The 13,135-nt window shown below is 71.6% G+C and carries 11 protein-coding genes and 1 pseudogene; 6 read left to right on the forward strand and 6 right to left on the reverse strand.

All coding sequences use genetic code 11. The features are described 5' to 3' along the window. Window positions 1–190: 190 nt before the first annotated feature. The 5 genes from KYY02_RS09965 to KYY02_RS09985 all read left to right on the forward strand — a co-directional run bounded on the left by KYY02_RS09965 (window position 191) and on the right by KYY02_RS09985 (window position 6,150). Window positions 191–985, forward strand: a complete 795-nt coding sequence (locus KYY02_RS09965) for an MIP/aquaporin family protein (RefSeq protein WP_371237352.1) — start codon at window positions 191–193, stop codon at window positions 983–985. A 65-nt stretch (window positions 986–1,050) separates the two neighbouring features. After that, window positions 1,051–2,589, forward strand: coding sequence for a glycerol kinase GlpK (gene glpK / locus KYY02_RS09970; RefSeq protein ID WP_371237354.1), 1,539 nt, complete (start codon window positions 1,051–1,053; stop codon window positions 2,587–2,589). Between the two features lie 8 nt (window positions 2,590–2,597). Further along, window positions 2,598–4,214: a glycerol-3-phosphate dehydrogenase/oxidase gene (locus tag KYY02_RS09975; protein WP_371237356.1), complete on the forward strand. Its 1,617-nt coding sequence runs from the start codon at window positions 2,598–2,600 to the stop codon at window positions 4,212–4,214. Between the two features lie 132 nt (window positions 4,215–4,346). Next, window positions 4,347–5,018: a FadR/GntR family transcriptional regulator gene (locus tag KYY02_RS09980; protein WP_371237357.1), complete on the forward strand. Its 672-nt coding sequence runs from the start codon at window positions 4,347–4,349 to the stop codon at window positions 5,016–5,018. A 127-nt stretch (window positions 5,019–5,145) separates the two neighbouring features. Next, complete coding sequence (locus tag KYY02_RS09985) at window positions 5,146–6,150, forward strand: PAC2 family protein (protein WP_371237358.1); 1,005 nt, start codon at window positions 5,146–5,148, stop codon at window positions 6,148–6,150. A gap of 51 nt (window positions 6,151–6,201) precedes the next feature. Here KYY02_RS09985 and mshC read toward each other — a convergent pair whose 3' ends face one another. The 4 genes from mshC to KYY02_RS10005 form a co-directional block, all read right to left on the reverse strand. Continuing rightward, window positions 6,202–7,431, reverse strand: a complete 1,230-nt coding sequence (gene mshC, locus KYY02_RS09990; protein ID WP_371237359.1) for a cysteine--1-D-myo-inosityl 2-amino-2-deoxy-alpha-D-glucopyranoside ligase — start codon at window positions 7,429–7,431, stop codon at window positions 6,202–6,204. A gap of 103 nt (window positions 7,432–7,534) precedes the next feature. Then, entirely contained in the window at window positions 7,535–8,368 is an 834-nt protein-coding gene (locus tag KYY02_RS09995) for an SCO1664 family protein (protein ID WP_371237360.1), read from the reverse strand. Continuing rightward, the gene (locus KYY02_RS10000) at window positions 8,332–8,922 is read right to left on the reverse strand and encodes a DUF3090 domain-containing protein (protein WP_371237361.1); all 591 of its coding nucleotides are present in this window, start codon (window positions 8,920–8,922) and stop codon (window positions 8,332–8,334) included. The genes KYY02_RS09995 and KYY02_RS10000 overlap by 37 nt, the downstream gene beginning before the upstream one ends. A 100-nt stretch (window positions 8,923–9,022) precedes the next feature. Continuing rightward, the gene (locus KYY02_RS10005) at window positions 9,023–9,709 is read right to left on the reverse strand and encodes a histidine phosphatase family protein (protein WP_371237363.1); all 687 of its coding nucleotides are present in this window, start codon (window positions 9,707–9,709) and stop codon (window positions 9,023–9,025) included. 62 nt (window positions 9,710–9,771) lie between these two features. Between KYY02_RS10005 and corA the strand changes: the two genes are divergently transcribed. After that, window positions 9,772–10,764 (forward strand): magnesium/cobalt transporter CorA, encoded by a 993-nt coding sequence (gene corA, locus KYY02_RS10010; RefSeq protein WP_371237364.1) that lies wholly within the window; start codon window positions 9,772–9,774, stop codon window positions 10,762–10,764. 26 nt (window positions 10,765–10,790) lie between these two features. Here the strand turns inward: corA and KYY02_RS10015 are convergent. Together KYY02_RS10015 and KYY02_RS10020 are read right to left on the reverse strand one after the other, a co-directional pair. Further along, window positions 10,791–11,562: pseudogene (locus KYY02_RS10015) on the reverse strand (ferritin-like domain-containing protein). Between the two features lie 252 nt (window positions 11,563–11,814). Beyond that, window positions 11,815–12,870 carry an LLM class F420-dependent oxidoreductase gene (locus KYY02_RS10020; protein ID WP_371237366.1) on the reverse strand — a complete coding sequence of 352 codons (1,056 nt, stop codon included), beginning with the start codon at window positions 12,868–12,870 and terminating at the stop codon, window positions 11,815–11,817. Window positions 12,871–13,135 lie beyond the last annotated feature (265 nt).

Below are 13,135 nucleotides of genomic sequence, written 5' to 3' on the forward strand. Positions count from 1 at the left end.
CAAACTCTTGACGCCTGCGGGGTGTCGGGAAAGACTCCCGTCCATCGGTCGGCATTGTCGAACACCTACCGGTAATACGAGTTAGAGTGTGACAACGCCAAGGGCCGGCATCGCTCTCATCCCTGAGGGCGCCAATCCCCGGTGGGACCCGGGGTTCGGCTTCCCTGGACGAAGGACAAAGGAGTCGCGGGTGTCCAGCTCCGACATCTTCATCGGCGAGACCATCGGTACCGCCATACTCATCCTGCTCGGCGGCGGCGTCTGTGCCGCCGTGACGCTGAAGGCCTCCAAGGCCCGCAACGCCGGCTGGCTCGCCATCGCCCTCGGGTGGGGCTTCGCCGTCATGACGGCGGTGTACATCGCCGGACCGCTCTCCGGCGCCCACCTCAACCCGGCCGTCACCGTGGCGCTCGCCCTCAAGGACGGCGAGTGGGGCGACGTCCCGGTCTACCTCGCCGGAGAATTCCTCGGCGCGATGATCGGCGCGGCTCTGGTCTGGGTGGCCTACTACGGCCAGTTCCTGGCCCACCTCACCGACAAGGAGATCGTCGGCGGTCCGGGCGCGCAGGCCACCGCCGTCAAGGCGGTCGAGGCGCAGGAGAAGGGTGCGGGCCCGGTGCTCGGCATCTTCTCCACCGGTCCGGAGATCCGGCACACGGTGCAGAACCTCGCCACGGAGATCGTCGGCACCTTCGTGCTGCTGCTCGCCATCCTCACCCAGGGCCTGAACGACGCGGGCAACGGCCTGGGCGTGCTGGGCGGTCTGATCACGGCGCTCGTCGTCGTCTCCATAGGCCTGTCGCTGGGCGGCCCGACCGGGTACGCCATCAACCCGGCCCGCGACCTCGGTCCGCGCATCGTGCACGCCCTGCTGCCGCTGCCCAACAAGGGCGGCTCCGACTGGTCCTACGCCTGGGTCCCGGTGGTCGGTCCGCTGATCGGCGGCGCCCTCGCGGCCGGCCTCTACAACATCGCCTTCGCGTAGGCCCCGCATCTTGTGACAGCGCTGTACGTACTGCCCCGTACCCAAGGAACTTTCAGGAGCACACCGTGACCGACGCCCACACCGCCGGCCCGTTCATCGCCGCCATCGACCAGGGGACCACCTCCTCCCGCTGCATCGTCTTCGACCGCGACGGGCGCATCGTCTCCGTCGACCAGAAGGAGCACGAGCAGATCTTCCCCAAGCCGGGCTGGGTCGAACACGACGCCACCGAGATCTGGACCAACGTCCAGGAGGTCGTCGCCGGAGCCGTCGAGAAGGCCGGCATCACCCGCGACGACATCAAGGCCATCGGCATCACCAACCAGCGCGAGACCACCGTGCTGTGGGACAGGAACACCGGTGAGCCGGTCCACAACGCCATCGTCTGGCAGGACACCCGCACCGACGCCCTCTGCCGCGAGCTCGGCCGCAACGTCGGCCAGGACCGCTTCCGCCGCGAGACCGGCCTCCCCCTGGCCTCCTACTTCGCCGGCCCCAAGGCCCGCTGGCTGCTCGACAACGTCGACGGCCTCAGGGAGCGCGCGGAGGCGGGCGACATCCTCTTCGGTACCATGGACACCTGGGTCATCTGGAACCTGACCGGCGGCACGGACGGCGGGCACCACGTCACCGACGTCACCAACGCGTCCCGCACCATGCTGATGAACCTGCACACCATGCAGTGGGACGAGAGGATCGCCGAGTCCATCGGCGTCCCCACCCCAATGCTGCCCGAGATCCGCTCCTCGGCCGAGGTCTACGGCGAGATCAAGGGCGGCAGGCTGGGCGAGCTGCTCGGCGGCGTCCCGGTCGCCTCCGCACTGGGCGACCAGCAGGCCGCCCTGTTCGGCCAGACCTGCTTCGCCGAGGGCGAGACCAAGTCGACGTACGGCACCGGCACCTTCATGGTGATGAACACCGGCGACAAGATCATCAACTCCTACAGCGGCCTGCTGACCACGGTCGGCTACCAGATCGGCGACCAGAAGCCGGTCTACGCCCTGGAGGGCTCGATCGCCGTCACCGGCTCGCTGGTGCAGTGGATGCGCGACCAGATGGGCCTGATCTCCACCGCCGCCGAGATCGAGACCCTCGCGCTCTCCGTCGAGGACAACGGCGGCGCCTACTTCGTGCCGGCCTTCTCCGGCCTGTTCGCCCCGTACTGGCGCTCCGACGCCCGCGGTGTGATCGCCGGCCTCACCCGGTACGTCACCAAGGCGCACCTCGCGCGCGCCGTGCTGGAGGCCACCGCCTGGCAGACACGGGAGATCGCGGACGCCATGACGAAGGACTCCGGCGTGGAGCTGGCCGCCCTCAAGGTCGACGGCGGCATGACCTCCAACAACCTGCTGATGCAGACGCTCTCGGACTTCCTGGACGCCCCCGTGGTGCGTCCGATGGTCGCCGAGACCACCTGTCTCGGCGCCGCCTACGCCGCCGGCCTCGCCGTCGGCTTCTGGAACAGCACCGACGACCTGCGCGCCAACTGGCGGCGGGCCGCCGAGTGGACCCCCCGCATGGACGCGGAAACCCGCGACCGTGAGTACAAGAGCTGGCTCAAGGCCGTCGAGCGGACCATGGGCTGGCTCGAGGACGAGGAGTAAGAAACGCCATGACCAGCCAGCCCACCCTGCAGTCCGTGCCTGCCCTGGGGACGCACCCGGCGTCCGGCTCGAACCCGAGCCGCGCCGAGACCCGGGAGCAGCTCTCCAAGGCGTCGTACGACCTCCTCGTGATCGGCGGCGGCATCCTGGGCATCTCCACCGCCTGGCACGCCGCGCAGTCCGGCCTCAGGGTGGCCCTGGTGGACGCCGGCGACTTCGCCGGCGCCACCTCCTCCGCCTCCTCCAAGCTGCTCCACGGCGGCCTGCGCTACCTGCAGACCGGTGCGGTGAAGCTGGTGGCGGAGAACCACTTCGAGCGCCGTGCGGTCTCCCGTCAGGTGGCCCCCCACCTGGCGAACCCGCTCACGTTCTACCTCCCCGTGTACAAGGGCGGGCCGCACGGCGCGGCGAAGCTCGGCGCCGGTGTCTTCGCGTACTCGGCGCTGTCCGCCTTCGGCGACGGCGTCGGGCACCTGCTCTCGCCGGCCAGGGCCGCGCAGGACGTGCCGGAGCTGCGGACCGACAACCTCAAGGCCGTGGCCGTGTACGGCGACGACCAGATGAACGACGCGCGCATGGCGCTGATGACGGTCCGCGCGGCGGCCGAGTCCGGCGCGGTCGTCCTCAACCACGCCGAGGTGACGGGACTGCGTTTCACCCGGGGCCGGGTCACCGGAGCCGAACTGCGCGACCGTCTCTCGGGCGACGAGTTCGGCGTCAACGCCCGCCTGGTGCTGAACGCGACCGGTCCGTGGGTCGACCACCTGCGCCGCATGGAGGACCCGGACGCCGCGCCGTCCATCCGGCTGTCGAAGGGCGCGCACCTGGTCCTGAAGCGGACCTCCCCGTGGAAGGCCGCGCTGGCCACGCCGATCGACAAGTACCGGATCACCTTCGCCCTCCCCTGGGAGGACATGCTGCTGCTCGGCACCACCGACGAGGAGTTCGAGGGCGATCCGGCGGACGTCGCGGTCACCGAGAAGGACACCGCGCAGATACTCGACGAGGCCGCGTTCTCCATCCGCGACCAGCAGCTCGACCGGGACCTGATCACCTACGCCTTCGCGGGGCTTCGGGTGCTGCCCGGCGGCCCCGGGAACACGGCCAAGGCCAAGCGGGAGACGGTCGTCACCGAGGGCCGGGGCGGGATGCTGTCCGTCGCCGGCGGCAAGTGGACCACCTTCCGCCACATCGGCCGCACGGTGATGCGCAAGCTCCAGGAGCTGCCCGGCCATCCGCTGGGCGACGACTTCGAGCCGATCGCCTCGCTGCCGAAGAAGCTGCCGCTGCCGGGCGTGGCCAACCCCCGCGCGGTGGCCCACCGGCTGCTGGTCGACAGCCCCGCGCCCGGCCCGCGCATGGCGGCGGACACCGCCCGGCACCTGGCCACCCACTACGGTTCGCTGGCCTTCGACATCGCCCGCCTGGCCAACGACGACCCGGCGCTCGCCCGGCGCGTCCACCCGGACGCCCCGGAGATCTGGGCGCAGGTCGTCTGGGCCCGCGACCACGAGTGGGCCGAGACCGTGGACGACGTGCTGCGCCGCCGCACCACTCTGACGATCCGGGGCCTGGCCACGGACGAGGTCCGCGCGAACGTCCAGGAGCTGCTCGACGAGAAGTGACCGGTGCTCCCCGGCTCCCCCGCACGGGAGCCGGCATACGGGTCAGGGGCGACTCCGCGCCGACGGAGTCGCCCCTGACCCGTACATTATGGGCTGGATACATCGGAGGTCCGGTCCGCAGGGAGGCGCGGTATGGCAGTGACCGACGAGGCGATCGAGAAGATCAAGACAATGATCGTCTCGGGTGCGCTGCGTCCCGGCGCCCGGCTGCCCAAGGAGAGCGAGCTCGCGGCCGAGCTGGGGCTGTCCCGCAACTCGCTGCGCGAGGCGGTGCGCGCCCTGTCGCTGATCCGCATCCTGGACGTACGGCAGGGCGACGGCACCTATGTCACCAGTCTCGATCCGCAACTCCTGCTGGAGGCGCTGAGCTTCGTCGTCGACTTCCACCGCGACGACACGGTCCTGGAGTTCCTCGCCGTACGCCGCATCCTGGAGCCGGCCGCGACGGCCCTCGCGGCCACCCGGATCGACGAGGAGCAACTGAACGCGTTGGCGGAGCAGTTGGACAGGCTCGGCGACGAGCCGTCGGTGGAGGACCTGGTCGCCGCCGACCTGGAGTTCCACCGGGGCATCGTGCGCGGCTCCGGCAACTCCGTGCTGTGCTCCCTGCTCGACGGCCTCTCCGGCCCCACCACGCGGGCCCGGATCTGGCGCGGGCTCACCCAGAAGGACGCGGTCGGCCGCACCCTGCGCGAGCACCGGGCCATCCTCGCCGCCCTGCGGGACCGGGACGCGGAGGCGGCGCGGTCCTGGTCGACGGTGCACATCGCGAGCGTGGAGCAGTGGCTGCGGTCCACGCTGTGAGTGGTGTTCCGGGAGGTGCGGCGGGTCAGTGATGGGGCACTCCCCTTGTGAAGGGGACTGCGGGCGCTCCTGCGGGCACGCCGTAAGGTTGGGGCGTACACGAGGGCACGTCGGAAGGAGGCGCTGGGTGATCGAGCTCGAGGGGGTTCCCGAGCTGGTCGACCCGGTCATGGTGGCCGCGTTCGAGGGCTGGAACGATGCCGGCGACGCCGCCTCCACCGCGGTCGCGCACCTGGACCGGGAGTGGAAGGGCGAGGTGTTCGCGGCTCTGGACGCCGAGGACTACTACGACTTCCAGGTGAACCGCCCCACGGTGTTCATGGACGGCGGGGTCCGCAAGGTCACCTGGCCGACCACGCGCTTGTCGGTGGTCCGGGTCGGCGGCGAGAAGCCGCGCGACCTGGTGCTGGTCCGCGGCATCGAACCGTCCATGCGGTGGCGCTCGTTCTGCAACGAGATCCTCGGCTTCGCGCACGAGCTCGGCGTGGAGCTGGTGGTCGTGCTGGGCGCGCTGCTCGGTGACACCCCGCACACCCGGCCGGTCCCGGTCAGCGGGACCACCTCCGACCCGGACCTGGCCCGCCGCATGGACCTGGAGGAGACCAAGTACGAGGGCCCCACGGGCATCGTCGGCATCCTCCAGGAGGCGTGCACGCATGCGGGTGTGCCCGCGGTGTCGCTGTGGGCGGCGGTCCCGCACTACGTCTCGCAGCCGCCCAACCCGAAGGCCACGCTGGCCCTCCTCAACCGCCTGGAGGACCTGATCGACGTGCGGATCCCGCTGGGCGAGCTGCCCGAGGACGCGCGTGCCTGGCAGGTGGGCGTGGACCAACTGGCCGCGGAGGACAGCGAGGTGGCCGAATACGTCCAGACGCTGGAGGAGGCCCGGGACACCGCCGAGCTGCCGGAGGCGTCGGGCGAGGCGATCGCCCGCGAGTTCGAGCGCTATCTGCGGCGCCGCGACGGGGCGTCGGGTCCGCCCGGCGGACACGCCACGGCCGACGGATCGGACGGTACGTCGTACCGGCGGGAGGGCCCGGGCGGGCGCACCCGCCCGCCGAAGCCGCCGAAGCCGGACGCGGAATCCGATCCGGACCCGGGCTCCGGCGGCGACGATTCGTCGGAGGACTGAAGGAAGGGGCGCCCCGTTCACCACGGGGCGCCCCTTCGTCGTCGTGTCCGGTTACAGCGCCACGCCGAGCAGCGCGTCCACCGCGCGGGAGACGACGCCGGGCGCGCCGGTGTCCGTGCCGCCGCTCTCCTCCTGGAGCACGGTCCAGCGGTCCACGGCGGCCAGCGCGGCCGGGGCGTCCAGGTCGTTGGCCAGGGCCTCTCGGATCTCCTCGACCAGTGCCTCGGCGGGTGGGCCGTCGGGGCGGGAGACCGCGGCACGCCAGTGGCCGAGACGGGTCACGGCGTCCTGGAGGACCTGGTCGGTCCACTCCCAGTCGGCGCGGTAGTGATGGGCGAGCAGCGCCAGCCGGATCGCCGCCGGGTCCACCCCGTCACGCCGCAACCGGGACACGAAGACCAGGTTGCCCTTGGACTTGGACATCTTCTCGCCGTGCAGGGCGACCATGCCGGCGTGGACGTACGCCTTGGCCATGGGGAACTCACCGGTGAGTACCTGGGCGTGCGAGGCGCCCATCTCGTGGTGCGGGAAGACCAGGTCGGATCCGCCGCCCTGGACGTCGAAGCCCATGCCGAGGTGGTCGAGGGCGATGGCCACGCACTCGATGTGCCAGCCGGGGCGGCCCCGGCCTAGCGAGCCGCCGTCCCAGCTCGGCTCGCCCTCGCGGGCGGCCATCCAGAGCATCGGGTCGACGGGGTTCTTCTTGCCCGGACGGTCCGGGTCGCCGCCGCGTTCGGCGGACAGCAGCCGCATGGCGGCGGCGTCGAGGTTCGAGACCTGGCCGAAGTGCGGGTCGGACTCGACGGAGAAGTAGATGTCGCCCTCGATCTCGTAGGCCGCGCCGAGCTCGCGCAGCCGTTCGACGAGCGGGACGATGCCGGGTATCGCCTCCACGGCGCCTATGTACTGCCGCGGGGGCAGCATCCGCAGGGCCGTCATGTCCTCGCGGAACAGCGTGGTCTCGCGCTCGGCGAGCGCGGTCCAGTCGACGCCGTCCCGTGCGGCCCGCTCCAGCAGCGGGTCGTCGACGTCGGTGACGTTCTGGACGTAGTGAACCTGCCGCTTGGTGTCGAGCCACACGCGCTGCACCAGGTCGAACGCGTTGTAGGTCGCCGCGTGCCCGATGTGGGTGGCGTCGTAGGGAGTGATGCCGCAGACGTAGATGCGGGCGACGGGACCGGGGTCTGAGGTGACCAGGCCCCCGGTCGTGGTGTCGTGGATCCTCAGGTCGCGGCCCTGACCGGGCAGGGCGGGGACCTCGGAAGCGGGCCAGGCATGCATGTCATGAGCCTAACCGGACCGCGGTTCGGAAAACGAACGGGAGCAGGCCGGATGACCGGGAAGGCGCTCTTGCGCCGCGCCGTCCGGCGTGCTCACGGTCCCGTCAGACCGGGGGCCAGGGAATGGCCGGCCAGTCGCCGCCCGGCTGCGGGTGGGTGCCGGTGGCGAGGAGGTTCTCGACGCGTGCGCGGGTGGCGTCGATCTCCGCACGGGTGAGGAGGGGGGTCAGGGCGGTGGTGAGGGGACCGGTGTCGGTGAGGGCCGTTCCGAGTCCCTCCAGGACGTCCAGCGCCTCCGCGGTCAGGGGCTCGCCCGCCCAGCCCCACAGCAGGGTGCGGAGCTTGTTCTCGGTGTTGAAGGTGACCCCGTGGTCGATGCCGTACAGCAGGCCCTCCGCGGTGGGCAGCAGGTGTCCGCCCTTGCGGTCGGCGTTGTTGATCACCGCGTCGAGGACCGCGAGCCGACGCAGCCGCTCGTCGTCGGCGTGCACGAGCAGCGCGGTGCGGCCCTCGCCGACCTCGGCGAAACCGATCGCCTTCCAGCCCGGCTCCGGTTCCTCGCCGTCGACCAGGGCGAGGAGTTCCGCGCCGGGCGCCGTCTCGATCCACAGCTGGCACATGCCCTCGCCGTAGGGGCCGTCGCGGAGCACGGTGGGCGGGACCAGGCCCCAGCCGGTCGCCTCGGAGACCGCGTGGGCGGCGACCTCGCGGCCGGCGAGCGTGCCGTCGGGGAAGTCCCACAGGGGCCGCTCCCCGGCGACCGGCTTGTAGACGCACGCGGCTTCCCGGCCCTCGTGCGTCACGGTGCAGTACAGCGCCGCGTTCGACGCCTCGTGGATGCGTCCGCGCACGGTCAGCTCGCCCTCGGCGAGCAGCACCGCGGCGGCCGGGTCGGCGGCCGTCACGCTCCGCGGCGGTATCCGTTCTGGCGCGGACATACGTGTCCTTCCGGGTCGAGCGGGAGGCTGCACAGCGGGCACGGCGGCCGCCCGGCGTTGACGACGTCGAGGGCGCGCTTGGCGAAGGCCCGGGCCTGCGCGCCGGTGAGCCGGACGCGGAGCATCGGGGGCCCGTTCTCCTCGTCCTGGAGCAGCCGCTCCTCGGCCTCGGCGAGGTCCTCCTCCGAGTCGGCGTCCAGTTCGACGAGCGCCTGCGCCTCGACGATCATGCGCTGTTCCTCGCCGTCCCAGGCGAGCGCCATGGTGCCGACGCGGAACTCCTCCTCCACGGGGGTGTCCAGAGGGGCGCTGTCGGCGATCTCGGCCGGCGTCATCGCGGGCACCGCGGCGCTGCCGCCGCTGCGGCGCACGACCTCGTCGAGCAGTTCGTCCATCCGTTCGGCGAGCGCCGCGACCTGGGTCTTCTCCAGGGCCACGCTGGTCACCCGGGAGCCGGCGGAGGCCTGGAGGAAGAACGTACGGCGCCCTGGCAGCCCGACCGTACCGGCCACGAAACGTTCCGGCTGGTCGTAGAGGAACACCTGACGGGACACGTCCTGTCTCCATTGAGAGTCGTGGTGGGCGTGGGGGACGGGCGGTTGGTCGAAACGGGGACGCACTGCTGCGACCGCTTCACCCTACTGCGCCCGGCGATCACGGTGCGCCCGCGCCGCCCCCTACCGTGGCGTCGTCGGCCGGCGGCTCCTCGCGCGGCGCCAGGGACGCGAGGTCCCCGGTGTCGCCGAGGCGGACGAGGAAGGGGCGCAACCGTGTGTAACGGATGGCGGTGATGGAACACGGTTCAACGGAAATTCGCTGGAAGAGGTCGAGATGAAGTCCGAGCGCGTCCGCGACGAGGGACTTGATGATGTCGCCGTGCGAGCACATGAGGTACACGGCGTCGGCGCCGTGGTCGCGCTCCACACGCGCGTTCCACTCGTGCACCGCCTCGGCGGCGCGCGTCTGCATCGCGCGCATGGACTCCCCGCCGGGGAAGGCCGCCGCCGACGGGTGCGCCTGCACCACCTCCATCAGGGGCTCGTCCTTGAGCTCGGCGAGTTTGCGGCCCGACCAGTCGCCGTAGTGGCACTCGCCGATGCGGTCGTCGGTGTGCGGGGTGAGGCCGGGACGGGCCTCCAGCAGCGGCCGGAGGGTCTCCCGGCAGCGCTGGAGCGGGCTGGTGACGATCTCGGCCAGGGGCAGCTCGGCGAGCCGTCCGGGCAGTGCGGCGGCCTGGGCCGCGCCGCGGTCGTCGAGGGCGACGCCGGGCGTCCAGCCTGCGAGCAGTCCCTCGGTGTTGGCGGTGGAACGTCCGTGCCGGACCAGCAGCAATGTGGGCATGCGGCCCAGGGTAGGCGCACACGCGCGTGGTGTGTCCGTCGTGGGAAGGGAGAAGGCGTCTCGTGATCGTCGACTGTGCCGTCTACCGGGAGGGGCGGCGGTCGGAGGGGCCTCACGACTTCTCCGACGCGCTGGACCAGGCCCGGTCGGCCGGGGGGTTCGTCTGGGTCGGGCTGCACGAGCCGACGGCGGACGAGTTCGACCTGGTCGCGCAGGAGTTCGGTCTGCATCCGCTGGCGGTCGAGGACGCCCTCAAGGCCCATCAGCGGCCCAAGCTGGAGGTGTACGACGACTCGCTCTTCGTGGTGCTGAAACCGGTCGGGTACGAGGCGCAGAGCGACACCGTGTCCTCCGGTGAAGTCATGATCTTCCTCGGTGACTCCTTCGTGGTGACCGTACGGCATGGAGAGGACGTGCCGCTCGGGGCCGTGCGGGGGCGGCTCGAGCATGAGCCCGAGCTGCTGGGCGAGGGGCCCACGTCCGTGCTGTACGCGGTCGCCGACGCCGTCGTCGACCACTACCTGGACGTGGCGACCGAGCTGCAGACCGACCTGGAGGAACTGGAGGCGGAGGTCTTCACCCCCGACGGGGGTTCGCGGCACACCGCGTCCAGGATCTACGACTTCAAGCGGCAGATCCTGGAGTTCCGCCGGGCGACCGGACCGCTGGCCCTGCCGATGACGCGGCTGGCGGGGGCGGGCACGTACGGGGGGAAGGTGCCGTTCGTGGAGGACGGGGCGCTGCCCTTCTTCCGTGACGTGCACGACCACCTCACCCGGGTGAACGAGTCCGTGGAGGGGCTGGACCGGCTGGTCTCGGACATCCTCTCGGCGCATCTGGCGCAGATGAGCGTGCGGCAGAACGACGACATGCGGAAGATCTCCGCGTGGGCGGCCATGGCCGCGGTCCCCACGATGATCGCGGGGATCTACGGGATGAACTTCGAGCACATGCCGGAGCTGCGGTGGAAGTGGTCGTACCCGGTGGTGGTCCTGGTGATGGTGGGGCTGGAGGTGCTGCTGTTCCGCCTGTTCAAGCGGCGGGGGTGGATGTGAGGGCCCGGCCCGGCGCCCGTGCGTGGTCACGCGGACTCCGGTTCCGGGCCGCCGGGCGCGTCGCGGCGGCCGGGCGTCCTGAGGGAGACCATGCGGCGCCAGCCGCCCAGGCGTTCGTACGCGTACACCGCGTGGATGCCTGCCGCGAGGATCGCCGCCCTGGGCCAGCCCAGGACGCGGCCCGTGTGGGCCATCACCGCCGGGCTGACGTCCCGGTGGACGCGGATCTCCGCGAGCGCGCACTCGCGCAGCGTGCGCTGGACGGCGCGGCCGTGTCCGGCGTGCGCGAGGCCCAGCAGTTCCTCGTGGCAGTGGGCGAGGTGGTCGTCCTCGTCGTCGGAGATCATCCTGACCGCGCGGCCGAGGTCGGGGTGGTCGGCGAAGTGCTTGCGGAGCAGGTCCATCCGCTCGGAGGCACGTTGTTCGGTGACCCTGCTGTGGGCGAGGTAGGTGACGACGTCCTGGACGGTGAGCGGCTCGTCGCGTTTCAGCCGGCCGTGGGCCAGACCGATGCCGTTGTTCTCGAGGAGCATGGTGCAGTCGGTCTCCGGAGGGCCGGGACGGGTTTCAGGCCGCGCTTCTTCGGCGGGGCGTCGAGGATGCGGCCGTGCTTGTCCTCGTCGGCACCGCGCCTGGTGATCTTGGGGCGAGTTCGCGCCGGCTCTCGGGGACCAGTGCGGCGGTACGGGCGTTCTCCCAGCCGCCCTGCGACTCGCCGCTCGCGGCGGCGGAGCAGAACAGGGCGAAGGACTCGTCGTTGTCGACGATCCCCTGGAACGGACTCTTGGCCGAAAGCATGGTGGGCCACCTCTCCGCAGGCTTTCCGCTCTCCGCGGGTTTCTGCGGTTCCGGAGTCCCGGAGTCCCGGAGTTGCGCGAGGGACGAGTCAAGTACGCGGGGCGGTGGGCGGCAACAGGTACGCCGGGCAACTCCGCCGAAAGGAGTACGGGGCCGGGGGCTCGGGAGCGTGACCGGGCGGGTCGACGGGCGTTGTGGTGGGTGACGGCCGTGGCGGGGTGGGCCCCCGAGCCCCCACCACGGCCGTGGGACCTACGCGAGGCCCGCGCGTTCCAGGGCCTCGGTGCCGGCGCGGAGCGAGGCGAGGCGCTCGTCGAGCGTGAAGCCTGCCGGGGCGAGGGTGAGGGTGGTGACTCCGGCGGCGGCGTAGGCCTTCATCCGGTCGGCGATGCGGTCGACCGAGCCGAGGAGGGTCGTCCTGTCGATCAGGTCGTGCGGAACGGCTGCTGCCGCACCCTGCTTGTCGCCGGTGAGGTACTTGTCCTGGATCTCGGCCGCCTCGCGCTCGTAACCCATGCGTCGGGCGAGCTGGTTGTAGAAGTTCTGCTTGCGGCTGCCCATGCCGCCGACGTACAGCGCGGTGTAGGGGCGGAAGGTGTCGGCGAGGGTGGTGACGTCCTTGTCGTCGCCCACGGCGAGGGGGACGGTGGGGCAGATGTCGAAGCCGTCGAGGGTCCTGCCGGCCTTCTCGCGGCCGGCGCGGAGGTGTCGTACGGCGGTGTCCTCGAGGTGGTCGGCGGAAGGGAAGATCAGCAGGGCGCCGTCGGCGATCTCGCCGGTCTGTTCGAGGTTCTTCGGGCCGATGGCGGCGATGTAGAGGGGGATGTGCTCGCGCTGGGGGTGCACGGTGAGCTTGATGGGCTTGCCGGGGCCGCCGGGGAGGGGCAGGGTCCAGTGCCGGCCCTCGTAGGAGAGGCGTTCGCGGGTCATGGCCTTGCGGACGATCTCGACGTACTCGCGGGTGCGGGCGAGCGGCTTGTCGAACTCGACGCCGTACCAGCCCTCGGACACCTGGGGGCCGGAGACACCGAGGCCGAGGCGGAAGCGGCCCTGGGAGAGGGAGTCCAGGGTGGCCGCCGTCATCGCCGTCATCGCGGGCTGGCGGGCGGGGATCTGGAAGATGGCCGAGCCGACGTCGATGCGGCGGGTCTGGGCGGCGACCCAGGTGAGGACGGTGGCGGCGTCGGAGCCGTAGGCCTCCGCGGCCCAGCAGACGGCGTATCCGAGGCGGTCCGCTTCCTGGGCCACGGCGAGGTTGTCCGCGTCCATTCCGGCACCCCAGTAGCCGAGGTTGATCCCTAGCTGCATGGCGGCTCTCCCCTTACCGATGAGTAACGTCGCTTGTGCGGAGACCTTATACCTCCGACGGTCCTGTGGGGTGCCTGCGGCGCAGGGTTCGGTCCGGTGGGAACGCGGGCCCTGTGCCCGCGGCGCGGCTTCCGGCCCGGCGGGGGCGGGCCCAGCGCCCGTGGTCGGTGGGTGGGGCGGGGCCGTGTCGAGGGTCTCCGTCCTCGGACCGGCGCGGATCACGTCCGCCGGAGGGGGCGGGGCGCGGACGCGCCGGCCGCTGTGG

The sequence above is a fragment of the Streptomyces pimonensis genome (genome assembly GCF_041380215.1).
GTDB classification, from domain to species: Bacteria; Actinomycetota; Actinomycetes; order Streptomycetales; family Streptomycetaceae; genus Streptomyces; species Streptomyces pimonensis.